The organism is Parasphingorhabdus sp., assembly GCF_048269865.1.
GTDB lineage: Bacteria > Pseudomonadota > Alphaproteobacteria > Sphingomonadales > Sphingomonadaceae > Parasphingorhabdus.
On record NZ_JBLWUA010000008.1, the window covers coordinates 180,767 to 206,153 of the forward strand.

General features: G+C 59.1%; 28 protein-coding genes. 17 read left to right on the forward strand and 11 right to left on the reverse strand.

What is annotated here, in order from left to right; translation table 11 throughout:
• Position 1: 1 nt before the first annotated feature.
• From ACN0WW_RS12455 to ACN0WW_RS12465, 3 genes are read right to left on the reverse strand one after another with little or no spacing between them, the layout of a single operon-like run.
• Positions 2–562, reverse strand: coding sequence for a Smr/MutS family protein (locus ACN0WW_RS12455; RefSeq protein WP_417612952.1), 561 nt, complete (start codon positions 560–562; stop codon positions 2–4).
• A gap of 2 nt (positions 563–564) precedes the next feature.
• The gene (locus tag ACN0WW_RS12460) at positions 565–1,866 is read right to left on the reverse strand and encodes a murein transglycosylase A (RefSeq protein ID WP_417612954.1); all 1,302 of its coding nucleotides are present in this window, start codon (positions 1,864–1,866) and stop codon (positions 565–567) included.
• A 25-nt stretch (positions 1,867–1,891) separates the two neighbouring features.
• The gene (locus ACN0WW_RS12465; protein ID WP_417612956.1) at positions 1,892–2,557 is read right to left on the reverse strand and encodes a Tim44/TimA family putative adaptor protein; all 666 of its coding nucleotides are present in this window, start codon (positions 2,555–2,557) and stop codon (positions 1,892–1,894) included.
• 277 nt (positions 2,558–2,834) lie between these two features.
• Between ACN0WW_RS12465 and secB the strand changes: the two genes are divergently transcribed.
• The 8 genes from secB (at position 2,835) to ACN0WW_RS12505 (ending at position 10,270) form a co-directional block, all read left to right on the forward strand.
• Positions 2,835–3,377, forward strand: a complete 543-nt coding sequence (gene secB / locus ACN0WW_RS12470; protein WP_417612958.1) for a protein-export chaperone SecB — start codon at positions 2,835–2,837, stop codon at positions 3,375–3,377.
• 23 nt (positions 3,378–3,400) lie between these two features.
• Positions 3,401–4,990: a murein biosynthesis integral membrane protein MurJ gene (gene murJ, locus ACN0WW_RS12475; protein ID WP_417612960.1), complete on the forward strand. Its 1,590-nt coding sequence runs from the start codon at positions 3,401–3,403 to the stop codon at positions 4,988–4,990.
• A gap of 3 nt (positions 4,991–4,993) precedes the next feature.
• Complete coding sequence (trpS, locus tag ACN0WW_RS12480; RefSeq protein WP_417612964.1) at positions 4,994–5,989, forward strand: tryptophan--tRNA ligase; 996 nt, start codon at positions 4,994–4,996, stop codon at positions 5,987–5,989.
• Positions 5,990–6,077: 88 nt separating this feature from the next.
• Complete coding sequence (gene murA / locus ACN0WW_RS12485) at positions 6,078–7,361, forward strand: UDP-N-acetylglucosamine 1-carboxyvinyltransferase (protein WP_417612966.1); 1,284 nt, start codon at positions 6,078–6,080, stop codon at positions 7,359–7,361.
• An 85-nt stretch (positions 7,362–7,446) separates the two neighbouring features.
• Positions 7,447–7,857, forward strand: a complete 411-nt coding sequence (locus ACN0WW_RS12490) for a nuclear transport factor 2 family protein (protein WP_417612968.1) — start codon at positions 7,447–7,449, stop codon at positions 7,855–7,857.
• A gap of 13 nt (positions 7,858–7,870) precedes the next feature.
• Positions 7,871–8,212: a putative quinol monooxygenase gene (locus ACN0WW_RS12495; RefSeq protein ID WP_417612970.1), complete on the forward strand. Its 342-nt coding sequence runs from the start codon at positions 7,871–7,873 to the stop codon at positions 8,210–8,212.
• A gap of 18 nt (positions 8,213–8,230) precedes the next feature.
• Complete coding sequence (locus tag ACN0WW_RS12500) at positions 8,231–9,478, forward strand: cytochrome P450 (RefSeq protein ID WP_417612972.1); 1,248 nt, start codon at positions 8,231–8,233, stop codon at positions 9,476–9,478.
• A 27-nt stretch (positions 9,479–9,505) separates the two neighbouring features.
• Positions 9,506–10,270 (forward strand): SDR family oxidoreductase, encoded by a 765-nt coding sequence (locus tag ACN0WW_RS12505; protein ID WP_417612974.1) that lies wholly within the window; start codon positions 9,506–9,508, stop codon positions 10,268–10,270.
• An 83-nt stretch (positions 10,271–10,353) separates the two neighbouring features.
• Here ACN0WW_RS12505 and ACN0WW_RS12510 read toward each other — a convergent pair whose 3' ends face one another.
• The 3 genes from ACN0WW_RS12510 to ACN0WW_RS12520 form a co-directional block, all read right to left on the reverse strand.
• Complete coding sequence (locus tag ACN0WW_RS12510; RefSeq protein WP_417612976.1) at positions 10,354–11,085, reverse strand: hypothetical protein; 732 nt, start codon at positions 11,083–11,085, stop codon at positions 10,354–10,356.
• 114 nt (positions 11,086–11,199) lie between these two features.
• On the reverse strand, positions 11,200–11,637 hold the full coding sequence (locus ACN0WW_RS12515) for a DUF1330 domain-containing protein (protein WP_417612978.1): 438 nt from the start codon (positions 11,635–11,637) through the stop codon (positions 11,200–11,202).
• A 12-nt stretch (positions 11,638–11,649) separates the two neighbouring features.
• On the reverse strand, positions 11,650–12,201 hold the full coding sequence (locus ACN0WW_RS12520; RefSeq protein WP_417612980.1) for a GNAT family N-acetyltransferase: 552 nt from the start codon (positions 12,199–12,201) through the stop codon (positions 11,650–11,652).
• A 52-nt stretch (positions 12,202–12,253) separates the two neighbouring features.
• On the opposite strand from ACN0WW_RS12520, the gene ACN0WW_RS12525 reads away from it, so the two are divergent.
• Together ACN0WW_RS12525 and rarD are read left to right on the forward strand one after the other, a co-directional pair.
• Positions 12,254–12,514 (forward strand): hypothetical protein, encoded by a 261-nt coding sequence (locus tag ACN0WW_RS12525; RefSeq protein ID WP_417612982.1) that lies wholly within the window; start codon positions 12,254–12,256, stop codon positions 12,512–12,514.
• A gap of 74 nt (positions 12,515–12,588) precedes the next feature.
• Complete coding sequence (rarD, locus tag ACN0WW_RS12530; RefSeq protein ID WP_417612984.1) at positions 12,589–13,509, forward strand: EamA family transporter RarD; 921 nt, start codon at positions 12,589–12,591, stop codon at positions 13,507–13,509.
• A 13-nt stretch (positions 13,510–13,522) separates the two neighbouring features.
• Here rarD and pyrC read toward each other — a convergent pair whose 3' ends face one another.
• On the reverse strand, positions 13,523–14,572 hold the full coding sequence (gene pyrC, locus ACN0WW_RS12535) for a dihydroorotase (RefSeq protein ID WP_417612986.1): 1,050 nt from the start codon (positions 14,570–14,572) through the stop codon (positions 13,523–13,525).
• A 101-nt stretch (positions 14,573–14,673) separates the two neighbouring features.
• Between pyrC and ACN0WW_RS12540 the strand changes: the two genes are divergently transcribed.
• Positions 14,674–15,417, forward strand: coding sequence for a YgfZ/GcvT domain-containing protein (locus tag ACN0WW_RS12540; RefSeq protein WP_417612988.1), 744 nt, complete (start codon positions 14,674–14,676; stop codon positions 15,415–15,417).
• A gap of 52 nt (positions 15,418–15,469) precedes the next feature.
• Here ACN0WW_RS12540 and ACN0WW_RS12545 read toward each other — a convergent pair whose 3' ends face one another.
• From ACN0WW_RS12545 to hisS, 4 genes are all read right to left on the reverse strand, one after another.
• On the reverse strand, positions 15,470–16,144 hold the full coding sequence (locus ACN0WW_RS12545) for a DUF4167 domain-containing protein (protein WP_417612990.1): 675 nt from the start codon (positions 16,142–16,144) through the stop codon (positions 15,470–15,472).
• Positions 16,145–16,348: 204 nt separating this feature from the next.
• A complete protein-coding gene (gene prmC / locus ACN0WW_RS12550) occupies positions 16,349–17,218 on the reverse strand; it encodes a peptide chain release factor N(5)-glutamine methyltransferase (protein ID WP_417612992.1) in 870 nt (289 codons plus the stop codon).
• A complete protein-coding gene (gene prfA / locus ACN0WW_RS12555) occupies positions 17,211–18,287 on the reverse strand; it encodes a peptide chain release factor 1 (protein WP_417612994.1) in 1,077 nt (358 codons plus the stop codon). Before prfA ends, prmC begins: the two co-directional genes overlap by 8 nt.
• Complete coding sequence (hisS, locus tag ACN0WW_RS12560) at positions 18,284–19,531, reverse strand: histidine--tRNA ligase (protein WP_417612996.1); 1,248 nt, start codon at positions 19,529–19,531, stop codon at positions 18,284–18,286. Before hisS ends, prfA begins: the two co-directional genes overlap by 4 nt.
• 150 nt (positions 19,532–19,681) lie before the next feature.
• Between hisS and ACN0WW_RS12565 the strand changes: the two genes are divergently transcribed.
• The 6 genes from ACN0WW_RS12565 (at position 19,682) to sucC (ending at position 25,302) form a co-directional block, all read left to right on the forward strand.
• Positions 19,682–21,622 carry a M61 family metallopeptidase gene (locus tag ACN0WW_RS12565; protein ID WP_417612998.1) on the forward strand — a complete coding sequence of 647 codons (1,941 nt, stop codon included), beginning with the start codon at positions 19,682–19,684 and terminating at the stop codon, positions 21,620–21,622.
• Between the two features lie 16 nt (positions 21,623–21,638).
• Positions 21,639–22,181, forward strand: coding sequence for an inorganic diphosphatase (gene ppa / locus ACN0WW_RS12570; protein WP_417613000.1), 543 nt, complete (start codon positions 21,639–21,641; stop codon positions 22,179–22,181).
• Positions 22,182–22,241: 60 nt separating this feature from the next.
• Positions 22,242–23,030, forward strand: coding sequence for a DUF1206 domain-containing protein (locus ACN0WW_RS12575; RefSeq protein ID WP_417613001.1), 789 nt, complete (start codon positions 22,242–22,244; stop codon positions 23,028–23,030).
• Between the two features lie 14 nt (positions 23,031–23,044).
• Positions 23,045–23,344: a hypothetical protein gene (locus ACN0WW_RS12580; RefSeq protein WP_417613003.1), complete on the forward strand. Its 300-nt coding sequence runs from the start codon at positions 23,045–23,047 to the stop codon at positions 23,342–23,344.
• A gap of 13 nt (positions 23,345–23,357) precedes the next feature.
• On the forward strand, positions 23,358–23,873 hold the full coding sequence (locus tag ACN0WW_RS12585; protein WP_417613005.1) for a GNAT family N-acetyltransferase: 516 nt from the start codon (positions 23,358–23,360) through the stop codon (positions 23,871–23,873).
• Positions 23,874–24,102: 229 nt separating this feature from the next.
• Positions 24,103–25,302, forward strand: coding sequence for an ADP-forming succinate--CoA ligase subunit beta (sucC, locus tag ACN0WW_RS12590; protein WP_417613007.1), 1,200 nt, complete (start codon positions 24,103–24,105; stop codon positions 25,300–25,302).
• Positions 25,303–25,387 lie beyond the last annotated feature (85 nt).

Genomic DNA, 25,387 nt, shown 5'->3' on the forward strand with positions numbered 1-25,387 from the left:
TTCAGCGCCGTCGCCGCAGAATGATATAGAGCGCGCCAGCACCGCCATGGCGCGGGTGCGCGCGCCGGACCGTCGCAATATGGGCGTGATGCCGCGACGCCGCCAACCAGTCGGAAATGGCAGCCCGGATCGCACCGCGACCACCCTCGCGGCGGCGCTCGTCATCATTGCGCGCCTTTCCGGTAATCAACAATATCGCGCGATGGCCTGCAGCGATGCTCAGCTCCAGCGCGCTGTCGAGACGACCGTGCGCGGATGAAAGCGTATAGCCGTGCAAATCAACCGTGACATCGGGTTGAACCATGCCCTTGGCCAGCCGGCGATCCCAGCCGCCATCGAGGCCGTGGCGTGTCGGCACCGGCTTCTGATCACGGAGCGGCACCGCTGACCCCGGCTTTCCGCCAAAGCTCTCCGCCGTGATCGGTCCCGACAGATCGCGCGACCGCTTTGCAACCGGCAAACTATCAATCCGCTTCACACGCGCCTGATCAAGCGGTTCGACGCTTTCGATGAACTTCTGCCAAAGCGCCTTCTCACCGGCGGTCAGGGGCCGGTCTGCCATCGTTACTGCCCTGATCTCTGGCGCGCAGCGACGAGTCTGGACACCGTGCCTTTGGGCAGAAACAGCAATGCCTGTCCGCTGGACGACATACCGCCCGCGATTTGCGCCGCTTGCTCGCCAGCGCCCCAGAATGTGTCAAAGCGGTTGGCGCCCTTAATCGCGCCACCGGTATCCTGCGCGACCCACAGCCCGTCAGCAATATCATGCGCCATGTCGAGAAACACCGGCGCGCCAAGCGGCACGAACATCCGGTCGGCAGCAACCGACGTGCGCGCGACGACCGGATGGCCCATGGCGCCCAGTGGGCCGGGTCCGGTCAGTTCGCGAAAAAAGACATAGCTTTTGTTCTCGCGCATGATCTGCATGCCTTCTCGCGGATGGGCGCGCAGCCATTCGACGATACCCTGCATGTTGGTCTTGCCGTCGGCGAGCAATCCGCGCTCGCGCATCAGCTTGCCGATGCCGGTATAATCCTGACCATTTTGCCCGGCATAGCCAATCCGCATGATCGACCCATCCGGCAGCGCGAGACGGCCGCTGCCCTGAATCTGCAGGAAGAACAGATCGATATAATCCTGGGCCCAGGCAATCTCGAGGCCCTGACCGGCCAAAGCGCCATCATCGATCTGCGCCCGGTCTTCAAATGGCACCAATTTGGTCCCGTCGATTTTGCCCCGAATACGCTTGTCTTTCAGCGCTTCGGAAAACAGCCCGAGATCGACGTCGAGCAAATTGTCGGGACGCCGATAGATGGGCACCTGGTAATTCTGGTTACGAACCCGCGATCCGTTGATCTGCGGTTCAAAATAGCCGGTTGCGAACGCCTTGCCATCGCCGATCTGTACGGTCTCGAAATAGGAAGCGAAAAAGCGCGCCGCATCCTGATCCGGCCAGCGTTGTGCAGCGTCGCAGGACAATTGCCAATCCGCCCCGCTTGTCAGGCCGCTATTATCCTCTCGCCGGACCAGCGACGAACAGCTGGTACGAAAGGACTGCAGCGCAGATGCAGCCTTCGCCGCTGCGAGATTGAGCGTGGTAATATCCGGCCCCAGCGCGACACCGGCACCGGTTGCCCGGCTGCTATCCTCACCAATCTTGACCAGTTGAGTGGGATCGACCGGCTGGAAGCGGGCCGGCGCACCGTTCTGGTACGCAGGCCTAGAGGCACGGACCTCGGCACTGTCACCGGTCACCCACTCACCGTCTTGCTGCGGAGGAAGGCTGCGGGCAGCGCCTTGCGGGATGATGCTCATCGAGCAGGCGCTGACCATCGCCGCGGCTCCGCACAGCAACCCAATTTTCATGCTAATGTCCCTGAACGGTCGGCTGTCAGGCCTCATCGGTTTCGTCAAGCAGCCAATTGGGGTCGGCGCTCGACAAGTCGCGGCTGAAGGTCCAGACGTCGTGCGTTTCAGCGGCATCGGAAAGCGAACCGCCGATCAAATTGCCCTCTTTGTCCTTCACAACCGCAGCGATATCGGCATCAAACTGGACCGTGATACTCGCCATTGGCCGGCGATATTCCGCTGCCGAAATCCGGGCGTTGTCGATTCGCACCAGCTGGTTTTCGAGAATTTCACCCCGTTCTTCGCGGGCATCTATGGCTTCCACAAAGCTTTCATAGACATCTTCATCGCACAGCAATTTCAATTCTTCCTTGTCGCCCTTCCAGAAGGCTTCCAGAATCATTGCATAGGCCGCTTGCGCGCCCTCGATGAACCGGCCGACATCAAAATTGCGGTCGGCGCTGAGAATTTCGCGCATTCCGGCTTCGGCGCTGCTGTCATAGACCATGGCCGGCGCTCCAGCAGGAGCGGGAACGATATCCGGAACATGCGGCTTGGCATCATCCAATGTCCGGCGTTCATTGGCGCGTGGCTCAATATTCCGCGGCGTATGTTCCTGCTCATGACCGCTGCGCTTGCCCAGCACAGAATAAAGGCGCAGGCCGAGAAAGGCTGCTACCATGGCCAATAATACAATTTCGATGGTCACTTCAGAATCCAATCTTTTATTTAACCCTATACATAAGCAGAAATAGGGGCGGTTTCAAATGGCATTAGCGAAAAAGCCGCATTGCCGCAAATCGCCGTCCACCTCGGACAAGCGATTGGCGAACCAGCAGTTGTAAATGCACTCGCATGACGGACGCCTGAATAGCCGATTACTCTTTCATTGCCCTCGGTTCCGTCCCCTGCTAGGCGCGCTGCGAACGGCGTGGCAATATGCGCCTAAGGACATGTTTGACTGATTTTCCGAAAGGACAGGCCCGATGGCTGATGAGAATGACAATACCGAATCCGGCGCAATACCTACCGGCAACGTGAACACGCCCGACCCGCTCGCCAATGGCGCAGATACCCAGCCACAAATCGGCGTAATTTCGCAATATATAAAAGATTTGTCCGTCGAAAACCCCAACGCGCCTGACGTTTACCAGTGGAATACGCAGCCGCAGATTGATGTGCAATTCAACATCGGCTCTTCCCAGATTTCGGACGAAGTGCATGAAGTCGAATTGAAGATCGACGTCACCGCCAAAGCCGATGAAGGCGTCGCTTTCGCAATCGAGCTTCTCTATTGCGGCCTGTTCGGTCTGCGCAACATTTCGGAAGAGCAGGCGCATCCGTTTCTGTTTGCCGAAGCGCCGCGGCTCCTCTTCCCGTTTGCCCGGGCGATCATTTCCGACGCGGTGCGGGATGCAGGCTTCCAGGCCTTGTTGCTCGAACCGATCGATTTCACGGCGCTCTACATGCAGCAGCGCGAACAGATGGCAGCACAGCAATCGGGCGAGCAACCCGTTGGTAACGCCTAAGTTCCCTTGCTAGGGCAGCAGGCATGAACCTGCTCAAATCTACCGGAATCATAGCCGGACTGACTCTGGTCAGCCGTATCTTCGGCTTTGTCCGCGATATCATGCTGGCGCGGATCCTCGGCGCCGGCGCGGCCGCAGATGCCTGGCAGCTCGCCTTTCAGCTGCCCAATATTTTCCGCCGCCTGTTTGCGGAAGGCGCGTTTTCGGCGGCCTTTGTCCCGCTGTTCAACCGCAAGATCGAGGAAGACGAGGACCGGACGGCAGCTCAGAAATTCGTGATTGATGTGCTGTCGGTATTCGTGCCGCTGCTGCTGCTATTTTCTGCGATCATGATGCTCATCATGCCAGGCATCATCTGGCTGATTGACGATTTCGGCAGAGGTGGGCGGACAACAGATTTTTCGATTTCGCTGGCCCGGATCACCTTCCCCTATCTCGGCCTGATCAGCATCACCACCCTGTTTGCAGCGATCTTGAACTCGCTCAGCCGGTTCGCGGCTGCAGCAGCGGCACCTATCATGCTCAATATCTGCATGATCACGGCGCTGCTCGCTTCCTACTGGTTCAATGACGGGAACGATCCGCGCCAGACAGCCTATTTTCTGGCGATTGCGGTCGCCACTGCCGGACTGGTGCAGATGCTCTGGCTGTACTATTGGACGCGCAAGACGGGCTTCCGCTTTCCGCTGAAAATGCCGCGCTTCAACGCCGATGTAAAAGAATTGGGTATCCTTATCCTGCCCGCCGTGTTCGGTGCCGGCATCTACCAGATCAGCCGCTTCATCGACCTGTTTTTCCTTGGCCGCCTGCCGGAAGGTTCGTTCGTCTATCTGGCGATGGCGGACCGGCTGAACCAGTTGCCGCTTGGAATTATCGGCATCGCTCTCGGCACCGCCATTCTGCCGGCACTGTCGCGGTTTATCGCCAAGGATGATCTGGGCGGCGCGCAGCGGCTGCAAAGCAATGCCATCGAGCTCGGGATGCTGCTCACCATACCCGCCGCGATCGCGCTATTTTTTGCTGCCGGTCCGCTGGTGACATCCTTCTATGTCGGCGGCAATTTTACCGCCGGTGATGGCGAGACCACCTCTGCGGTCGTGGCAGCACTGGTTGTCGGCCTGCCCGCCTATGTGCTGGTCAAGGTTCTCATCCCCGGCTTTTTCGCCCGCAAGGATACCAGGACACCGGTCTATACCGCCGCCATTTCGCTGGTCGTGAACATCGCGCTCAATCTGCTGTTGATCCCGCTCTATGGCATCAGGGGTCTGGCCATTGCCGGTGCGATTGCCGCCTGGTGCAATTGCGCCATGCTTTACACCATGCTCCACTGGCGCGGTCACTATCATCTCGAATGGCCGCTGCTGATCCGGATCGGCCGGATCACGCTCTCGGCAGCGGGAATGGCCGTGGTGCTGGTCTATGCCGCCCCGATCGGCGAGGGCCTTTACGATGGCACGATCCTGCAGCGCATCGGATCGATCTCGGCTCTGGTCAGCGTCGGCGGACTGGTTTATGGCGCGCTGGCATGGCTGACCGGCGCGATTGATCGCGACAAGATCACCATGCTGACCAAGAAGAAAGCGGCAGAAGCAGCCGCAAAAGAAGGAAGTTAAGACATGCGCACGGTATCGGGCATCCAGCCCACAGGTAATCTCCATCTCGGCAATTATCTGGGCGCGATCAAGAACTGGGTGAAGATGCAGCAGGAGGGGGAATGCCTGTTTTTCCTCGCCGATATGCATGCGATTACCGTCCATAACGACCCCGCTGAACTGTCGGCCAATTGCCGTAACATGGTTGCGGTGCTGGTCGCCGCAGGCATCGATCCGGACAAGTCGATCCTGTTCAATCAGGCCCGGGTTCCCGCGCATGCGGAGCTGGCCTGGATGCTGATCTGCAATACGCCGATGGGCTGGCTCGACCGGATGACGCAGTTCAAGGAAAAATCCGGCAAGCACAAGCAAAGAGCCTCGCTTGGCCTCTATGCCTATCCCGTCCTCCAGGCTGCCGACGTACTGGCCTATCAGACAACCCATGTCCCTGTTGGGGAAGACCAGAAGCAGCATCTGGAACTGGCCCGCGACATTGCAACAAAGTTCAACAGCGACACCGGCACCGAGACCTTTGTCCTGCCCGAGCCGTTTATCGGCAAAAGCGCGGCCCGGATCATGAGCCTGCGCGACGGCAATGCCAAGATGAGCAAATCCGATCCGTCCGATCTCAGCCGGATCAATATGAGCGACGATGACGACACGATTGCGCGCAAATTGAAGAAGGCCAAGACCGATCCCGAGCCGCTTCCCGACAATATGGCGGATCTCGCCGATCGTCCGGAAGCGAGGAATCTGATCGGCATCTACGCTGCGCTGGCCGACCAGTCACAAGAGGCTGTGCTGGCCGAATATGCGGGCAAGGGCTTTGGCGACTTCAAACCCGCGCTGGCCGATCTGGCGGTCAGCACATTGTCGCCGATCCGGCAGCGGTTTGACGATTTGCGCAAGGACGCGGATGCGATTGACGCGATCCTGAGCAAAGGTTCGGAAAAAGCTTCTGCGCTGGCCCGTCCGACCGTGGAAGCGGCTTATTCCGCTCTGGGACTGCTGCGCGACTAGCATCATTTGCTGCGCGCTGTGCAGCATCGGACCGCAATAGAACCGCAATAGACTTGCCTGCATCGCCATTTGCGGTAAATGCTGGACCATGGATATTATCTCGATACGCGGCGGCAACCGGCTGTCTGGCACCATTCCGATTTCCGGCGCAAAAAACAGCGCTCTCACCCTGCTGCCCTGTGCGCTGCTGACCGACGAACCGGTGACGCTGCGCAATCTTCCGCGGCTGGCCGATGTCGACAGTTTCGGCCATCTTCTCAACCAGCTCGGCGTTTCGACCACCATCGAAGGCGCCCGCCCGGAAGATTTCGGCCGGGTGATGACGCTGAAAGCCGGCCGGATCACCTCGACCGAAGCGCCCTATGATATCGTCCGCAAGATGCGGGCCTCGATCCTGGTGCTCGGGCCGCTGCTCTCCCGCGCCGGGGAATGCCGGGTATCGCTGCCCGGCGGCTGTGCCATCGGCAACCGGCCGATTGACCTGCATCTCAAAGCGATCGAGGCGCTGGGTGCGACGATCGAAACAACCAGCGGCTATGTTATTGCCCGCGTACCCGATGGCGGCCTGCCCGGCGGCGATTTTACCTTCCCGGTGGTGTCCGTCGGCGCGACAGAAAATGCGCTGATGGCCGCGGTCCTGGCCAATGGCACCAGCGTCCTGAAAAACGCCGCCCGCGAACCGGAAATTGTCGACCTGTGCAACATGCTCGTCGCGATGGGCGGGGAAATTGAGGGCATTGGTTCCTCGACGCTGACCATCACCGGCGTCGACCGGCTGCACGGCTGCACCTATCGGGTTATGTCGGACCGGATCGAAGCGGGCAGCTATGCCTGCGCGGTCGGCATTGCCGGCGGCGAAGTCGATCTGCTGGCCGCCAAGGCCGACGAAATGGAAGCGACGCTCGATGCGCTGCGCCATGCCGGTCTGTCGGTAGAGACCCATGCCAAGGGAATCAGGGTTGCATCTGACGGCAAGCTCAGGCCGCTAACCCTGTCGACCGCTCCCTATCCGGGCCTCGCCACCGACATGCAGGCGCAGCTGATGGCGATGCTCTGCCTCGCCGATGGCGCCAGCGTGCTGACCGAAACCATTTTCGAAAATCGCTATATGCATGTGCCGGAGCTCAACCGGATGGGCGCGGATATCGAAACCAAGGGTCGTACTGCGGTAGTGCGGGGGGTCGCAAAGCTGACCGGCGCGCCGGTGATGGCGACCGATTTGCGCGCCTCGATGAGTCTGGCGATTGCCGGGCTGGCGGCGGAAGGCGAAACACGATTGCAGCGCATCTACCATCTCGATCGCGGCTATGAGCGGCTGGAAGAAAAGCTGGCCGCTGTCGGCGCCGATATCGAACGGATCAGCGGCGACTGACCGACGGGCGCTAGCACTTATGGCAGCTTGTTTTTTAGCCATTTTTCTCCTGTAGTCGGCACTGATATAAGGAGAGGATTAGTCCATGTTTTCAGGACCAATAGAAGATCGACTGGCGATCCGCGAACTGCACGATGCCTATTGCGATGCCGTGCTGCGCAAGGATCCGGACGACTGGGGTGCACTCTGGACCGAAGATGCCACCTGGTCGCTGATGGGCACCGAAGTGGTCGGTCGCGAGAATATCGTCAATCTCTGGAACGGCGCGATGGGCCAGTTTGATGCCGTCAGCTTTCTCGGCATCCCCGCCAGCCTGGAAGTCACCGGCGACACCGCCACCGGGCGATACCAGACCCATGAAATACTGGTCGAGAAGGGCGAGCCACGCGTCGCCGGCGGCCGTTATGACGATGAATTTGTCAAAATCGACGGTCAGTGGCTTTACAGCAAACGGATATTTGTCGTCGTCGCCCAGTTCGGCGGCAACAAGCTTTAGGAGAATTGGATATATGGCGAAGATTTTGATTGCGGCACATATCGATGTCGATCCGGCGCAGCGTGAAGAATGTTTGAAAACCGGCAAGCCCTATATTGACGGCGCCCTGACCCAGGAAGGCTGTCTGTGTTACAGCTGGGCCGCCGATCTCGACAATCCGGCGCGCATCGAAGTGTTTGAGGAATGGGCCAGCGAAGAAGCGCTGGCGGCGCATTTCAAGAATGTCCACTATGCCAGCATGCGAGACCATATCGGCAAGTTCGGCCTGACCAATGCGGTCAGCGCCAAATATCGCGTTGATGCCGAAAGCCCGGTTTACAATGCGCAAGGCGAACCAACGCCTTCTTTTGACTGAATAAGACAGGAACCTGCCATGAACGAAGCCGTTTCCAAATCGCTATTCCAACCAGACATTCTGGTCGATCCGTTTGAATTTTACGAAGAACAACGCGCCAAAAACCCCGTCTTCTATGACGAAGCGGCCGGCGCCTATGTCGTGCTCGACTATGACCTGATTTCGGAAGCGGTCGGTCGGCTGGACGATTTTTCCAACAATTTCAATGCGCTGCTTTCCGGCGGAAAATCCGCAGAAGAGCTGGAAAATGACAAGGAAGTGCAGGAAATTCAGTCCCAGGGCTGGCCGCAGGTCAACACCCTGCTCACCGCCGATCAGCCGGTGCACACGCGCTTCCGCAAGCTGGTCAATCTCGCTTTCTCGATGCCCAAGGTGAACAAGCTGGAAGACAGCATGCGCGAGATGTCAAACGAGCTGATCGACAATTTCATCGACAGGGGCGAATGCGAATTTGTCGAGGAATATGCGATTCCGATGCCGGTCCGCACGATCGCCGTACAGCTGGGCCTCGACGTTGCCGACGCCAGCACGATCAAGCGCTGGACCAATGCCTTTGTTGACCGGCTTTCCGGCATGATGTCCCGGGAACGGCAGCTGGAAACCGAACGCGAGGTGGTCGAATATCAGCACGCTCTGAAAGCCAATATGGACGAGCGCCGCAAGGAAGCGAAGAACGATATCCTTTCTGACCTGGTCAATGCCCGGGTTGATGGCGAGCGACCGCTCGACGATGCTGAATCTCTGTCGATCGTGCAGCAGTTGATGGTTGCGGGCAATGAGACGACAACCGCAGCCCTCGCCGAAGGCACGCGCCTGTTCGCCACCAACCCCGACCAGTATAAGAAAATCCAGGACGATCCGTCGCTGATCCCCAACGCCGTCGAAGAAGTGCTGCGCATGTCGAGCGGTTCCTCGGGCATCTGGCGGGTGATGCATCGCGATGCCGAGCTGGGCGGCGTGATGCTGCCCAAGGGCGCGATGGTGATGATGCGCTATCATGCGGCCAACCGCGATCCCAAACAGTTCGAAAGCCCGAATGAATTTCATGTCGATCGCAAAAATGCGCGCACTCATCTGGCGTTCGGCAAGGGTATCCACATGTGCGTCGGCAATATGCTGTCGCGCAAGGAAATGACCGTATCGTTCCAGCAATTCGCCAAGCGTATGGATAATATCCGGATCCAGGAAGGCGCGGAACTGCGCTATCCACCGAACATGATGCTGCGCGGACTGGCCAATCTGCCGATCCAGTTCGACAAGAAATAGACCGGAAAACAGGAAAACGACATGGGCATGATGGACGGAAAAGTCGCGCTGATCTCTGGCGGCGCGGAAGGCATTGGCGGCACCGCCGGGCAGCGCGTGATCGAGGAAGGCGGCTCGGTAATGCTGGCCGATATCCAGATCGACAAGGCGCGCGAACTTGCCGCCTCGCTCGGCGAACGCGCCGATGCGGTTGAGCTGGATGTGCGCAACCTCGACCAATGGCAAGCGGCCGTCGACGCCACCAAAGAGCGCTTTGGCAAGATGACGACGCTGTTCAATGTCGCCGGTATTTCCGAACCGGGATCGGTCGACGAGGTCGATCTGGAAAGCTGGAACCGCACCATCGATATCAATCTGCAGGGCACCTTCTACGGCTGCCGTGTCGGCCTGCCAGCCATTATCGAAAGCGGCGAAGATGGCGCGATTGTCAATATCGGGTCGATGCTGGCGATGCGCCCCGGCGCTCAATTCGCCGCCTATTGCGCCAGCAAGGCAGCGGTGACGTCGATGAGCAAATCGCTGGCGCTGCACTGCGCTGCGCAGAAATATCCGGTGCGGGTCAATACCGTGCATCCCGGCGCAATCGACACGCCGATGTACCAGCGCTATCTCGCCGCTTACCCGGGTCCGCACGAGGAAGCGGTGGAACTGTTCAACCGCAACCACCCGATCAATCGCGTCGGCCAGGCAGTCGAAGTGGCCAATGCGATGCTATGGCTGGCCAGCGACCTCAGCAGCTTCACCACCGCCAATGACGTCACGGTGGATGGCGGCGGCAGCTACCGGGAATAAGCAAAAAAAAGGGCGGCCGGAGCGGGGCCACCCTTGATTGCCGGAACGTTTGAAATGCGACGTCCGGCCGTTAATGCACGCGTTTATCGCCCTGTGTTGGCGACGATATCAACCACGGTTCCACCGCCCGAACGCTCGTTCAGGGTTATGACATAGGCATTGGCCTGGTTCGGTTTTGAACCGCCCAGAACATGCTCGCTGCCCCGCAACACATATTCGGCGTCATATCCGCCGCGCTTCGCCCTCGTATAATAATAATCGACAATCTTCTTGATCGGCGTGGCGGTGGTGAAGCTCACCACCCGCAGGTCGCATTTGCCCGCCGCTTCCTGCAAATTTGCTTTCGGATAGACCGCAAATTCCGGTGGCATCTTGTTGGCCCAGCTCATATCGTAGGTCAGCTTTTCCTTGCATGGGGGCTTGTTGCTGCGCGCTTCCTCAAGCTCGGCCTTGTCCCCCAGCGTCAATCCTTCATCGTCCGAGGTCATTTGCTTCGGCGTCGGCGCGCTCATCATTTTGCCGCCAAGCGCAGCCTTTGCGGCGGCGCTGCCGTCTTCACCGGTGCCGGGAGGGACCGATCCGTCCGCTGCCTCATTGGCACTGCGAACGGCATTGCGATTGGCCTGATCGGTCAGATCGGGATCCACCAGGATCGAATCTTCCAGCGCGTCATTCATCGCCGGGTCAGAGGTCAGATTGTCATCCAGTTGCGCCAGCTCTTCGTCGCTCGCATCTTTGCTGCCACAGGCAGCGAGCGTCAGAGGCAGCGCAAAAGCTGCGGCAGACAGCATAAGGGAACGGGTAAGCTTGGACATGCGATAGGCTCCTGAATTTTACCGGACCAAATGCACGAAAAAGCGTTAATATTTCGTTAGGGAAACTGGTTAATCCGGTGACTGGTCATTAACCTTTTGTCCCATTTCGGGATTTCACCCGAACGTATCCGGCCCGTCGATCTCGCCAAACCGGATCAGCCGCGATGTGAGCACCGCCGCCTGCCGGTTGACCACCGCTTTTTGATATTCGGGATCTGTAACCATCTCCATGAACGCGCCGCTGGTCGGATAGCGAGCGATGAACGCCGAGTCCCACTGCTTGTCGTCAGGTCCGATAACCATGCATTCCATCTGCCCCCGCCAGATGATCGTGCCGCCAACCCGCTCGAAAATAGGCCCGCTGGTCTTGCCATATTCGCGATAGGCGCGCGCGCCAGTCCATCCTTTGCCAGCATTGGGATGATCGTCCGGATATTGTGCCGATTCATGGAAGCGGAGCAGATTGAGCATCTGGATCGGTACGTCGCGTGGCAGCGCCTTGAACGCATCGAACGCCTCGCGGGTCGGGTCGAGATATCGGTCTTCTGCCATGCTTCTGCTCTCCTACTGGAACTGCTTTCTGTTCTTTTGCCATTGTTCGCGCGATTGCCCCCAGTCGTCAACCCGTGCATCCTGAAAAGGGGCAGGCAATTGTGTCGGCCCGCGATTGGTCGCACCAAGGCGCTCGGCCAGTTTGATGGAGGCAATATTGTCGGGAGCAATCGTATGGCAGATATCCTGCCAGCCCAGCTCGTCCACGGCATAGTTCATGCTCGCCACTGCGGCTTCCAGCGCGTAGCCTTTCCCCGCGAATTCAGGCGCGACCGCCCATCCGACTTCGGTGCAGGGCCAGCTGTCGGGATACCAGGGTCCGATCCGGCCGATCCACTGCCCGCTATCCTTGAGAACGACCGAGAACATCGCATAGCCACGCACATGCCACGCCCCCACCATCGCGCACAGAGATCGCCACGATTCGGCGCGGGTTTTGACCCCGCCAATAAATTTCATGGTCGCGGCATCTGCCTGAAACGCCGCCCAGCCTTCCAGATCATCGCCATTGGGCGGGCGCAGGATCAACCGGTCCGTTTCAATTCTGATGTCTTCAATAGCCATGATCTCTTCCCCTTCGGCCATCCTGACTACAAAGCAATGGCCGGATGCGCAAATGCTTGAATTCTCGGTGCACTATGTATATAATACACCTATGTTCAATATCATTTCCATCCTCATCGGCGTGATCGCCCTTATTCTCTCTTTTGTCGGCCTGGTTCCCCTGCTCGGCTGGACCAACTGGTTGATCCTGCCGATTGCCGGTGTCGGCGCATTATTCGGTCTGATCTCCTCGCGCGCCAGCGGCCTGTATTTCTGCATGATCGTCATGTGCCTGTGCGCCTTCCGGCTCTGGATCGGCGGCGGCATTATCTGACTCCGAAGCCCGGTTCTCCCGGCGATAGGATTTCTTGATTGCCGGGTCGCGGCGCGAAGCCTAAGCGCTGCTCTATGGCCAACGCACCATCCACCAGCAAGATCGGCTTCATCCAGGCGCTCACCGCGTGCGTCTTCTGGGGACTGATGCCGGTATATTTCAAGCTGCTGCAAAGCGTCGACCCGCTGGAAATAGTCGCTCATCGTATCGTCTGGTCGGTCCCACTGCTGTTGATCATCCTCTATTTTCGCAAGAGTCTGGCCAGCCTCTGGGCGGCGATGGTGAATCGCAAGCTGCGCTGGGCCATGTTCGCCAGTGCCTGCCTGATCGGCGCCAACTGGCTGATCTACGTCTGGGCGGTGCACAACGATCATATATTGGCCGCCAGTCTGGGCTATTTTATCAGTCCGCTGGTCAGCGTCTTCATGGGCAAGATTTTTCTTGGCGAACCGCTGTCGCGGACCAAGTGGCTGGCAATCGCGATCGCGGTGGCCGGTGTTTCGGTGCTGGCCGTGCAAGCGCTGGATACGCTCTGGATCAGTCTCGCACTCGCCGCCTCGTGGAGCAGCTATGGACTGGTCCGGAAAATCGCCGATATCGGACCGATCGTCGGATTGACCGCAGAAACCGGGATGCTGTTCCTGCCATTCACGCTTTTTCTGGTCTGGATCACCTTCGGCATGCCGGTGTCTTCATCCACGCAGCATCTCGGGGATGGCTGGGGAATCAGCCTTTTGCTCATCGGCGGTTCCTTTGTCACCGCGATTCCGCTGCTGCTGTTCGCGGCCGCGGTCAAGAAGATGACGCTCAGTGCTATCGGCCTGCTCAACTATCTCGCGCCAACCATTCAGTTTTTGGTCGGAGTCTTTGTCTATGACGAGCCGATGACGCTATCGCATGTTGTCTGCTTCCTGCTGATCTGGATCAGCCTGGCGCTCTATTCGACCGATTCCTATCGGACCGGCAAGGCAGCCCGCAAACCGCAACCCACATGAGCCTGTTGACGATTCAGGCCTGCGCGATCCGCCAGGGCAAGGCAGCACCTGCGTGAAATGGCACAAGTGTTGCGCCATTGGCATCGATCATATCCGGAACGGCGATTTCGGATCGTTCCAGTGTAATCGTCGCCTCATTGACCGGCAGGCCATAAAAATTGGCACCATGGACCGACGCAAAACCCTCCAGCCGGTCAAGCGCGCCCTCTTCTTCAAAAACGGCGGCATAGCTTTCCAGTGCAAACGGTGCATTGAAAATGCCGGCACAGCCGCAGGCTGATTCCTTGGCGTGAATTTCATGCGGGGCGCTGTCGGTGCCGAGGAAATATTTCGGGGATCCGGAGGTCGCGGCCTTGCGTAGCGCCAGGCGGTGCTGCTCGCGCTTCGCCACCGGCAGGCAATAGGCGTGCGGGCGCATGCCGCCGACAAACATCGCATTGCGATTGATATGGAGATGATGCGGCGTGATCGTGGCTGCGACATTGGGACCGGCGCTGTCGACAAACTGGACCGCCTGCGCGGTCGTGATATGTTCAAAGACGATTTTCAGACCGGGCAAAGCTCCGATCAGCTTTTTCAGAACGCGCTCGATAAACACCGCTTCCCGGTCAAAAATATCGATGTCGCCATCGGTCACTTCGCCGTGCACCAGAAGCGGCATGCCAATATGCTGCATCCGCTCCAGGACTAGCATGATATGCGCCACATCGGTGACCCCATGAGCGCTATTGGTCGTCGCATTGGCAGGATAGAGTTTGGCGGCCGTGAAAATCCCGTCGGCATGACCCGAAGCCAGATCGTCGGCATCCGCATCGTCGGCAAGATAACAGGTCATCAGCGGCGTAAAATCGGATTCTGCGGGGAGAACGGCCATGATCCGGTCCCGGTAGGCTGCGGCGCTGGCGGCGCTGGTCACCGGCGGAGAAAGATTTGGCATGACGATCGCGCGGCCAAACTGGTCTGCGGTAAAGCCAGCCACCGCTGCCAGCATCGCACCATCGCGCAAGTGGACGTGCCAGTCGTCGGGACGGCGGATGCTAATATGGTCGTTGCTGTCGGTCATCTTCTGTTCCGTCGATGCTGCGCCGACCGAACATTGCCTGATTTCGGCAAGCCGGGTCCTGGCGGGTTGGTTTTCCGTTCGCGAACCCCTACCTAAATGCCATGACCGAAACCAGACTAAATGACCGCGCCATCATCAGGCTGTCCGCAACCGACGGATCCGAAGACATAAAGGCATTTCTGCAAGGGCTGGTGACGCAGGATATGGTCGTCGTAGTTGACGGCATGCCGCAATGGTCCGCGCTGCTGAGCGCGCAGGGGAAGGTGCTGTTTGATTTCTTCCTGTGGGCGGACGGTGATGACATATTGATCGACTGCGAACAGGATCAGGCCGAAGCCCTGCTCAAGCGCCTGAAACTCTATCGTTTGCGCCGCAAGATCGAGATCGCCCTAGATGACAGCATTGGTGTACACTGGGCTCTGGCAGCCGACGACCGGCCGGCCGATCCGCGATTGCCGGAATTGGGCTATCGCTGGCTTGGTACCACAGAGAACGGAAAAGGTGCCGACGAAGCCTATCGGAAACATCGCCTGTCGCTCGGCGTCACCGAAGGCGCCGCAGAACTGGGCAGCGACAAGACCTTGTGGCTCGAATGCAATGCAGCAGAACTCCATGGCGTCAGCTTCGCCAAGGGCTGCTATGTCGGACAGGAAAATACCGCGCGGATGAACTACCGGCAAAAGGTCAACCGGCGGATGGTGGTCGTGCCGCTCGATCAGGCTGATGAAAAGCGCCAGCGCACCGCCTATCCCGCCTACGGCCTCTCGGTCGAACATCGGCGGGTCGACGATCTCCATGCGCTGGATTTGCCAGCATGGCTGGCGGACGCAATTAAACTTCCTTGACGACAGGCCGCGTGCCCGGCCCGCTATCTAGCCGGTTGCAGCCTGGCGGAAACTAGGCGGCGTCATTCTCTTCTGCCGGACGCGGCTTGGTGACCCGTTTTTTGCGAGCGGGTTTCTTCTCGACCACAACCTCGTTCGATGCGGAAATTGCAGGCGGCAGGACGCTGGCATCCAGCCCGTTGCTCTCGCTGTTTTTGTCTGACGCGTCGTCTTGGGCAGGAGCGCTTTCGGCTTTGCGCGGGCGACGGCTGCGTACCGGCTTCTTCTCTTCTGCGCCGTCACTCGCCTTTTTGTCGTCGCGGTCTTCTTGATCATTCTGATCATCGCGCGCCTGACGATTGGACTGCTTGCGCTGCGGACGATTGCGACCATTGTTGTCGCTATCATTGTCGCTGGAATCATCCTGGTTGTTGCTGCGATTGTCACCACGATTGTCGCCGCGTGGCTCCTCCCGGGCGATCCGCTGCTCTTCGCGGCGAGCGACCGTGTCGGCATTGACCCGGAAATAATGGTCGGCAAATTGATGGTAATATTCGGCCTGGACCCGGTCACCATTGACCTGCGCATCTTGCGCCATCTTTTTGAACTTATCGAGCATTTGCACGGCATTGCCGCGTGCGCGGTTATCGATCCGGTTGTCGCGATCCGATCCGCCGCCACGATTGTTCTGGGGACGGTTATTGGTGTTCCGGCCACGCCCGCGGCGGCCAGCTTGACGATTGTTCATCAATTTTTGAGTATCCTTAAGCCGTTAATAAACTTGGTCTTTCTCAAGTCATAGCCACACTCTGGTGGCGATTGCGTTGCGGACACCCCGTCCACAGCGGCCCATGCAAAACAAATACGCGCCGAAATACAGCAACATTATCGCATTGGGGGCAGGCCAGTGATTTTGGGAAAAAGCCAGAAATCCTCTGGGCCTGAGCGAGTCTTAGCGAGTCGCTTCGGCAAAACCAAGCCCTTTTTCAGACCGGAGGATCAGCAGCCGATCATTTCCCGATAAATCCTGTTTTAATTCAACGCTATAGCCGCTATCCGAGGCCAATTGACTGACCGGAATTGCCTGATCATAGCCGATTTCCAGCAGCGCGCACCCGGTCGGCGACAGCAGTTGCGCGAGCACAGGGATGATGATGCGATAGTCATCCAGCCCCTCTTTTCCGGCGAATAAAGCCTGATGAGGTTCGAAATCGGCGACATCAGGAGCCAATTGAACGCCGGTCGAAACATAAGGCGGGTTGGCAAGAAGCAGATCATAGTCGTGCCCGACAACGCCGGTCCAATCCGGCGCCGTCCAGTCGAGCAGCAGAAATCGAGCGCGGTCGGCAAGCCCAAGCGCATCGGCGTTGTTATGCGCAATCTGCAGGGCAGCCGCGCTGGCGTCGATCCCGACCCCTTGCGCGTCCGGAAATTCATGCAGCGCTGCCAGCAGCAGCGCACCGCTGCCCGTTCCCAGATCGAGAATTCGCGCTGGTGGTGCGTCGGCGTGCAGGCGCACCGCTTCCTCAATCAGCAGCTCGCTGTCGGGACGCGGAATCAGGACATCGGGGCTGACCTGAAAATCCAGCCCCCAAAATTCCTTCATGCCGATAATATGGGCAACCGGTTCGCTCCGCTGACGACGCGCGATCAGCGCGTCAAATTCTGCAGGACTTTGCAAGTCAGGCAGATTCAACAGCAGCTGCGACCGCTCCATCTGCAACGCATGCGCCATCAGCAATTCGGCGTCGAGCCGGGGAGTGTCGGAAATTTCGGCCAGTGTCTGCGCCGCTTCACGCAGGGCAATGGCGGCATTACCCATCCAGATTGGCGAGCCGGTTGGCCTCATCCTCTGCGATCAGCGCGTCGATCATTTCGCCCAGCGCGGTGCCCTCGACAATCTCGGGCAGCTTGTGCAGCGTCAGGTTGATCCGGTGATCGGTCACCCGGCCTTGCGGATAATTATAGGTGCGGATGCGTTCGCTGCGATCGCCGGATCCGACCATCGACTTGCGCGCCTCGGCTTCCTCGCTCTGCACTGCATCACGCTCCTGTTCATAGAGCCGCGCCGCCAGCACCTTCATCGCCTGCGCCTTGTTCTTGTGCTGCGACTTGCCGTCCTGGCATTGCACAACCAGCCCGGTCGGCAGGTGCGTGATACGGATCGCACTGTCGGTCTTGTTGACATGCTGCCCGCCCGCACCGCTCGCCCGGTAGGTGTCGATACGGAGGTCCTCGGTGCGGATCTTGATATCGACCTCTTCCGGTTCCGGCAGAATCGCCACCGTTGCTGCAGAGGTATGGATACGCCCGCCGCTTTCGGTTTCCGGCACCCGCTGCACCCGGTGCACGCCCGATTCGAATTTCAGCTTCGCGAACACGCCCTTGCCCTGAATATTGGCAACCACTTCCTTGAAGCCGCCCACTTCCGAGGCGTTGGCCGAGAGCATTTCGACTTTCCAGCCCTGCTCCTCGGCATAGCGCGTGTACATGCGGAAAAGGTCGCCGGCAAAAAGCGCCGCTTCGTCGCCGCCGGTGCCCGCCCGGATTTCCAGCATCGCCGGACGGTCATCGGCAGAGTCTTTGGGCAGCAATTGCAGCGCCAGCGCGTGCTCCGCCTTTTCCAGCGCCTTTTTCACGCCGTCCACTTCATCCGCCGCCATCGCCTTCATCTCGGCATCATCGCCGGCCAGCATTTCGGCCAGACCCTGCTGCTCGTCGCGCAAGGCTTTGACCCGCGCAGCCGCCTCCGCGACGGGTTCAATCTCGGCATATTCCTTGGAGACGGAAACAAATTTGTCGCTGTCGAGATCGCCCGACGCCATCATCGCCTGCAACTCGGCGAACCGCGCCTCGATCTGGGCAATGCGCTGGGGCGTAATGGCCGTCATGCCGACAAAGCCTCGACCAGTCCGTCGAGCACGATCTCGCGCTGATCACCGGTTGCCAGATTCTTCACGGCGGCCACGCCGTTGGCCAGTTCATTTTCGCCGATGATCACGACATGCGCAGCACCAGCCGCATTGGCCTTCTGCATCCGCTTTTTCATATTGCCCTTATAGGCCATGTCACAGGTGATCCCCGACCGGCGCAATTCACCCATCAGCTTCATCGCCGCCGCTTCGCAGCCATCGCCGAGCGGAATGAAAATCGCATCGGGGCCAGGCGCTTCCGGCTCGTCCAGCAACATACCCAGCCGCTCGATCCCGGCGGCCCAACCAACGGCCGGTGTATGCGGTCCGCCGAGCGATTCCATCAGGCCATCATACCGGCCGCCCGCCAGCACCGTGCCCTGTGCGCCCAGCCGGTCGGTGACAAATTCAAACGCCGTGTGGCGGTAATAATCCAGCCCCCGCACCAGTCGGCTGTTGCGCTCCCAGGCGACGCCGCAGGCATCCAGGCCTTCGGTGACCTGCGCGAAAAACTCCTTCGCCTCGTTCGACAGATAGGCGTCGATATCCGGCGCGGCATCGGCAATCGGGCGGTCCTGCCGCTCCTTGCTGTCCAGTATCCGGAGCGGATTGCGTTCCAGCCGGTCCTGACTGTCTTCTGACAGCTCGGCTTTGTGCGCCTGAAAATGTTCGACCAGTGCATCGCGCCACGCATCGCGGCTTTCGCCATCGCCCAGCGTATTGAGCTGCAAGGTCACGCCATCATCAATGCCCAGATCCTTTAAAAGCTGATCCGCGAAACATAGCAAGTCCACATCCGCCGCCGCCTCGCCCGCGCCGATAATCTCGGCATCGAGCTGGTGGAACTGGCGATAGCGCCCCTTCTGTGGCCGCTCATAGCGGAACAGCGGGCCATGCGCCGCCAGTTTCAGCGGCACATGCTGCTGCCAGCCATTGCTCAGAAAAGCCCTGCAGATGCCGGCCGTGAACTCGGGCCGCAGGGTCAGGCTGTCGCCGCCACGATCCTCAAAGCTGTACATTTCCTTGGACACCACGTCGGTTGTCTCGCCGAGCGAGCGGGCAAACACCGCGGTCGGTTCAAACACCGGCATTTCGACGCCCTTGAACCCGTAGAGCCGCCGCACCCGTTCGAATGTCTCGACCACGTGCTGGAAGCGTTCCTGATCTTCGCCGAAAATATCCTGCGTGCCGCGTACCGGCTGGGGGGTCTGTATCTTTGCCATGCGCAGCCTTTAGACGGTGATCGGTAAAAGCGGAATATGTTTTTCAACACGGCAGGCTGTCGTTGGTCTACGTTGAAATTCGCAACCACTAGACGCCGCCGTCAAAAACCTTCATTTGAGAATCAACCAAATTCAGAGGATTTTCTCCCCATGCGTACCGCCGCCTTTCTCAGCTTTGGTCTGAGCCTTACCGCCTTCGCACCTGTGTCAGCGATGCCCGACAATCTGAGCAAACCGGAATATGTCGCTCCGCAGGACAGTATCCCGGCACCGCAGGACATTGCCTATCCCGGTACAATGACGCTGGAAGTCGATGCACGCGACCATGACCAGGGCATATTTCGTGTCACCCAGACGATCCCGGTCAGTCAGGCCGGTCGCCTCACCCTGCTCTATCCGGAATGGCTGCCTGGCAATCATGCTCCGCGCGGCGAGATCGAGAAGCTGGTCGGGCTGTCCTTTTCCGCCAACGGCCAGACCATTCCGTGGGTCCGCGATAATGTCGATGTTTATGCCTTTCATCTGACGGTACCGGAGGGCGTGTCCCAGATTACCGCAAAATTCCAGTTTGTGTCCGCCACGATGGAGAATCAGGGCCGTGTGGTCATGGCGCCCTCGATGCTCAATCTGCGCTGGCATCAGGTCTCGCTCTACCCTGCCGGCTATTATGTCCGCCAGATCCCGGTCGAGGCGACCGCCATCTATCCCGAGGGCTGGCAGGCCGCGAGCGCATTGCGGCCGAAATCACAGACCGGCAGCACCACCGTCTATCAAAAGACGGACTATGACACTCTGGTCGACAGCCCGGTCTTCGCCGGACAATATTTTCAGTCCTATCCGCTGACCAACCGGGTCCACCTGAATGTCGTCGCCGACGACGCAAAATTCATCCGGCCGTCCAAAGCGCAGCTCGCGCCGCATATCGCACTGGTCAAAGAGGCCGAAGCGCTGTTCGGCAGCCACCCCTATGACCGCTATGATTTCCTGCTCGCACTGACCGACGAAATGGGGGGCATCGGGCTGGAGCATCACCGCTCGTCTGAAAATGGCGTGAACCGGGAATATTTCACCGACTGGGATAGCGGACCGGGCCGGCGCAACCTGCTGCCGCACGAGATGACCCATGCCTGGAACGGCAAATATCGCCGTCCGCAGGGCATGTGGACGCCAGACTTCCGGCAACCGATGCGCGACAATCTGCTGTGGGTCTATGAAGGACAGACGCAGTTCTGGGGCTATGTGCTGGGCGCGCGATCCGGCCTCTATTCGAAGCAGGACACGCTGGATGCGCTGGCGGCGATCGCCGCCGGCATGGATCAGCGCGTTGGCCGGGAATGGCGACCGCTGGTCGACACCACCCACGATCCGATCATCGCAGCGCGGCGACCCAAGCCCTGGACCAGCTGGCAACGAGCGGAAGATTATTACAACGAAGGGCTGCTGATCTGGCTGGAGGCAGACCAGATCATCCGCCGCGAATCGGGCGGCAAAAAGTCATTGGGCGATTTCGCACGCGCCTTTTTCGGCGGCAAGAACGGCGATTGGGGTGTCCGGACCTATCAGGAAAAGGATGTGATCGACGCGTTAAACGCGGTGCAGCCTTATGACTGGGCGACCTTTGTCGAGGAACGCGTGCATCAAACCAACACCGAGGCCCCGAAGAACGGCTTGGTTCTTGGCGGGTACCGGCTGGTCTTCGTCGATACACCCAGCGCCTATATTCTGGCCAACGACAAGCGCCGGAAACAGCTGGATCTAAGCTATAGCATCGGCCTCGTCATGGGCAGCAAGGGCATGATCAAATCGGTGGTCTGGAACAGCCCGGCGTTTCGCGCCGGCCTGAAACCCGGTCTCACGATCTCGGCGGTCAACGGCAAGGCCTATAGCGACGACGCCCTGAAACAGGCGATTGAGGAAAATAAGGGTCAGGATGGCCAAATCGATATTTTTGCCAAAAATGGTGAAGCATTTCATAATTTTATGGTCGACCATTCCGGCGGCCTGCGCTATCCGGCGCTGGAAAAAATCACGCGAGAGGGTGCCCGAACAGACGGCGGCATCGACCAGTTGCTAAAGCCGAAAACCAGATGAAGGAAACGCTTGTTCCATGGACATTAATAAAATTCCGATTGGCGATAATCCGCCAGAAAGCCTGAACGTCATTATCGAGGTTCCAGTTGGTGGCGAACCCGTCAAATATGAGTTCGACAAGGAATCCGGTGCACTGTACGTCGACCGTATTCTACACACGCCGATGCGCTATCCGGCCAATTATGGCTTTATCCCGCACACGCTGTCGCCCGACGGTGACCCGCTTGACGCGCTGGTCGTGGCGCGCTCCCCGTTCATGCCCGGCTGCGTTGTCCGCTGTCGTCCGATTGCCGTACTCAATCTGGAAGACGAGCATGGCGGCGATGAAAAGCTGCTCTGCGTGCCGATCGATGCGACCTTCCCCTATTACCGCAAGATCGACGAGGGCCATCATCTGCCGGAAATCGTGATGCAGCAGATCGAGCATTTCTTCACTCATTACAAGGATCTCGAACCCGAAAAATGGGTGCGGGTCGGCAAGTGGGGCGATGCGGACGAAGCGCGCAAGGTGGTGCTCGAAGCGATCGAACTGGCCAAAACCAAAGCCAAGGCCGGCTAGGAGACGCAACCTTAGGGCGTTCTGCGCGTAAGCTGAATATCAGTTTAACAGGAGCCCTCTATGTCCCGCGTCACCAATATCGAAACATTCGCACGAGCGGGGTATCTCGGTCGTGCCGTCGTCTATGGGTTGGCCGGCTATCTGACCCTGACAACGGCGGGGTCAAAAGGCACGACCGGCGTCCTGGAAGAAATTGAGACGATGTCCGGCGGCCCGATCCTGCTGGCACTGGTCGGTGTGGGTCTGCTGGGGTACGGCATCTTTCGATTATATGGCGCGTGGATGGATCTGCAGGGCCATGGCAGTGATGCAAAAGGCATAGCGATGCGGATCGGCCATGCGGCCAGCGGCTTTGCCCATGTGTTTCTGTGCTATTTTGCCCTCAAGGCCGCCTTTGGTTCGTCCGGCGGATCATCAGGTGGCGGGGACTCCGCTGGCCAGGCTGCGGGCACCCTGGCATCGATGCCGATGGGCAACATATTGCTCGGCATTGTCGGACTGGGTTTTCTTGCGGCAGCGATCAACCAGGCAACCAAAGCTTATACGTCCAAATTCATGGGCCTGCTCGATGCCGATGCGCCCGCGTTCGCCAAGCATGTCGGGCAAGCGGGCTACGCAGCGCGTGCCGTCGTTTTCGCGGTCCTGGGCTGGCAAATCGCCTCCGCGGCACTAAGCGGCAACGCCAGCTCGGTTGGCGGTATCGGTCAGGTGCTCGACAGCTTGCGCTCGACCAACTGGCTCTATATCGCGGTGGCCATAGGTCTCCTGCTATTTGGGCTGTTCAGCCTGGTCATGGCCCGCTATCGCCGGATCAGAAATGATGACGTTCTGGAGCGACTGAAATCCTGACCAATTGCAAATTCATGGCCCTGACCATAGCCGGATGCGCGCTGGTTTCTGGCTGCGCCACGCCGGAAACCCGGGTGCGCAACGGCCTGATGAGCGCGGGCCTGTCTGCCCCAGTTTCGGCCTGTATGGCCGACCGGATGGTGGATCGGCTTTCGCTCGGCCAATTGAAAAAGCTGAACGGCCTGAGCAAGCTCAAGAAGCGCAGGGCCGGTGATGTGACGATCAACGAATTTGTGAAACAGACCCGCGCGCTGCAGGACCCCGAAATCATCGGGGTCGTGACATCGTCCGGCGTGATTTGCGCGGTAAAATAGACTTGGCAAACCAATGCCCGGAATCATCATTCGATTGGCCACCCACGACGACGCCGCAGCCCTGCCAGCCATCGAGCGATCCGCAGCGAAAGCCTTTCTGGCGATAAAGGGCCTGCAATGGATCGCAGATGATGCGGTGATGGCAGCCGCAATGCATCAGATTTACATTGACGAATCCACGGTTTGGATCGCCCTTTCGGGGAGCCGACCGATTGGCTTTGTCACCACTGCCGTCGAAGACGACGCTCTGCACATACTCGAACTGGCGGTCGAGGCGGGTCTTCAGGGCCAGGGGATCGGACAGCGCCTGCTGGAAACCGCAAAAGCCCATGCGATCGAACAAGGCTTGGCCGCGATGACCTTGACCACTTTCCGGGACCTGCCCTTCAACGAACATTTTTACCGGAGATTGGGCTATCAAACGCTGCAACAGGCCGAACTGCCGGAGCGGCTGGCTGCAATATTGAAATCGGAAATCGAGAGTGGTTTGCCCGGCGACCGGCGTTGTGCGATGCGGCTTGATCTGTGAAAAAACCGCTTCGTCGGCTGCCTGGATCGTTTAACCATCGGCCCCCTACCGCCAGGCAAGGGCAACGATAGTTTCATTCGTAATCTATATCGGCTAAACTGGCTTATTCGTCTAACAATTATCATGAATCAGGGTGGAAATGGCCCATCATCTGTGCTTAAGCCTGAGCCAAGACTCGTATCGTCTAACCGACCATTTTCAAGCGCAATGAAAGGCTTCATATCTTTCCATGAACATCCATGAATATCAGGGCAAAGAATTGCTCGCAAAACACGGCATCGCCGTTCCTGCCGGCTATGCCGCGCTCTCCGTTGACGAAGCGGTAGCCGCTGCCGAAAAACTGCCTGGCCCCCTCTACGTCGTCAAGGCGCAGATCCACGCCGGTGGCCGCGGCAAGGGCAAATATAAAGAACTGGGCGCAGATGCAAAAGGCGGTGTGCGCCTGTCGAAAACCATCGACGAAGTGCGCGCCAATGCCGAAGAAATGCTCGGCAACACGCTGGTGACGATCCAGACCGGTGACGAAGGCAAACAGGTCAACCGCCTCTATGTCACCGACGGCGTCGATATCGAGAAAGAATTCTACCTCTCAATTCTGGTCGACCGGGCCAGTGGCCGCGTTGCGATGGTCGTCTCGACCGAAGGCGGCATGGATATCGAAGACGTTGCTCACAACACACCCGACAAGATCAAGACAATCACCATCGATCCGGCCCAGGGCTTCATGCCGCATCACGGCCGCACCCTCGCCTTCGCGCTGGGACTGGATGGCGATCTCAACAAGCAGGCGCAGAAGCTCGGCAAGAAATTGTACGAAGCGTTCCTCGCGATGGATTGCGAAATGGTCGAGATCAACCCGCTGGTGGTCACGAAAGATGAGCAGTTGATCGTACTCGACACCAAGATGAGCTTCGACGGCAACGCGCTGATGCGTCACCCCGACATCGCCGCACTCCGCGACGAAACCGAAGAAGATCCGGCGGAAGTCGAAGCCAGCAAGTCCGATCTCGCCTATATCAAGCTCGACGGCAATATCGGCTGCATGGTCAATGGCGCCGGCCTGGCGATGGCGACGATGGACATCATCAAGCTCAATGGCGCTTTCCCGGCCAACTTCCTCGACGTGGGCGGCGGCGCGACCAAGGAAAAGGTGACCTCGGCGTTCAAGATCATCCTCGCCGATCCGGCTGTGGAAGGCATTCTCGTCAACATCTTCGGCGGCATCATGAAATGCGACATCATTGCTGAAGGCATTGTTGCTGCAGCCAAGGAAGTCGACCTGTCCGTTCCGCTGGTGGTTCGCCTCGAAGGCACCAATGTCGAGAAGGGCAAGGAAATCCTCGCCAATAGCGGCCTGCCGATCGTGTCGGCCGATGATCTCGGCGATGCCGCCAAAAAGATTGTTGCCCAGGTTAAAGAAGCCGCCTGAGGCAAGGAAAATCCCGTCCCGTTCGTGCTGAGCTTGTCGAAGCACGAACGTGCACGCTCCCCAGTCCTTCGATAGGCTCGGGACG

Excerpts from the sequence above, each read along its gene's own strand:
- ACN0WW_RS12455 (WP_417612952.1), bottom strand. The coding sequence starts at position 562 with ATGGCAGACCGGCCCCTGACCGCCGGTGAGAAGGCGCTTTGGCAGAAG.
- ACN0WW_RS12460 (WP_417612954.1), bottom strand. The coding sequence starts at position 1,866 with ATGAAAATTGGGTTGCTGTGCGGAGCCGCGGCGATGGTCAGCGCCTGC.
- secB (WP_417612958.1), top strand. The coding sequence starts at position 2,835 with ATGGCTGATGAGAATGACAATACCGAATCCGGCGCAATACCTACCGGC.
- murJ (WP_417612960.1), top strand. The coding sequence starts at position 3,401 with ATGAACCTGCTCAAATCTACCGGAATCATAGCCGGACTGACTCTGGTC.
- trpS (WP_417612964.1), top strand. The coding sequence starts at position 4,994 with ATGCGCACGGTATCGGGCATCCAGCCCACAGGTAATCTCCATCTCGGC.
- murA (WP_417612966.1), top strand. The coding sequence starts at position 6,078 with ATGGATATTATCTCGATACGCGGCGGCAACCGGCTGTCTGGCACCATT.
- ACN0WW_RS12490 (WP_417612968.1), top strand. The coding sequence starts at position 7,447 with ATGTTTTCAGGACCAATAGAAGATCGACTGGCGATCCGCGAACTGCAC.
- ACN0WW_RS12495 (WP_417612970.1), top strand. The coding sequence starts at position 7,871 with ATGGCGAAGATTTTGATTGCGGCACATATCGATGTCGATCCGGCGCAG.
- ACN0WW_RS12500 (WP_417612972.1), top strand. The coding sequence starts at position 8,231 with ATGAACGAAGCCGTTTCCAAATCGCTATTCCAACCAGACATTCTGGTC.
- ACN0WW_RS12505 (WP_417612974.1), top strand. The coding sequence starts at position 9,506 with ATGATGGACGGAAAAGTCGCGCTGATCTCTGGCGGCGCGGAAGGCATT.
- ACN0WW_RS12510 (WP_417612976.1), bottom strand. The coding sequence starts at position 11,085 with ATGTCCAAGCTTACCCGTTCCCTTATGCTGTCTGCCGCAGCTTTTGCG.
- ACN0WW_RS12515 (WP_417612978.1), bottom strand. The coding sequence starts at position 11,637 with ATGGCAGAAGACCGATATCTCGACCCGACCCGCGAGGCGTTCGATGCG.
- ACN0WW_RS12520 (WP_417612980.1), bottom strand. The coding sequence starts at position 12,201 with ATGGCTATTGAAGACATCAGAATTGAAACGGACCGGTTGATCCTGCGC.
- ACN0WW_RS12525 (WP_417612982.1), top strand. The coding sequence starts at position 12,254 with ATGCTTGAATTCTCGGTGCACTATGTATATAATACACCTATGTTCAAT.
- rarD (WP_417612984.1), top strand. The coding sequence starts at position 12,589 with ATGGCCAACGCACCATCCACCAGCAAGATCGGCTTCATCCAGGCGCTC.
- pyrC (WP_417612986.1), bottom strand. The coding sequence starts at position 14,572 with ATGACCGACAGCAACGACCATATTAGCATCCGCCGTCCCGACGACTGG.
- ACN0WW_RS12540 (WP_417612988.1), top strand. The coding sequence starts at position 14,674 with ATGACCGAAACCAGACTAAATGACCGCGCCATCATCAGGCTGTCCGCA.
- ACN0WW_RS12545 (WP_417612990.1), bottom strand. The coding sequence starts at position 16,144 with ATGAACAATCGTCAAGCTGGCCGCCGCGGGCGTGGCCGGAACACCAAT.
- prmC (WP_417612992.1), bottom strand. The coding sequence starts at position 17,218 with ATGGGTAATGCCGCCATTGCCCTGCGTGAAGCGGCGCAGACACTGGCC.
- prfA (WP_417612994.1), bottom strand. The coding sequence starts at position 18,287 with ATGACGGCCATTACGCCCCAGCGCATTGCCCAGATCGAGGCGCGGTTC.
- hisS (WP_417612996.1), bottom strand. The coding sequence starts at position 19,531 with ATGGCAAAGATACAGACCCCCCAGCCGGTACGCGGCACGCAGGATATT.
- ACN0WW_RS12565 (WP_417612998.1), top strand. The coding sequence starts at position 19,682 with ATGCGTACCGCCGCCTTTCTCAGCTTTGGTCTGAGCCTTACCGCCTTC.
- ppa (WP_417613000.1), top strand. The coding sequence starts at position 21,639 with ATGGACATTAATAAAATTCCGATTGGCGATAATCCGCCAGAAAGCCTG.
- ACN0WW_RS12575 (WP_417613001.1), top strand. The coding sequence starts at position 22,242 with ATGTCCCGCGTCACCAATATCGAAACATTCGCACGAGCGGGGTATCTC.
- ACN0WW_RS12580 (WP_417613003.1), top strand. The coding sequence starts at position 23,045 with ATGGCCCTGACCATAGCCGGATGCGCGCTGGTTTCTGGCTGCGCCACG.
- ACN0WW_RS12585 (WP_417613005.1), top strand. The coding sequence starts at position 23,358 with ATGCCCGGAATCATCATTCGATTGGCCACCCACGACGACGCCGCAGCC.
- sucC (WP_417613007.1), top strand. The coding sequence starts at position 24,103 with ATGAACATCCATGAATATCAGGGCAAAGAATTGCTCGCAAAACACGGC.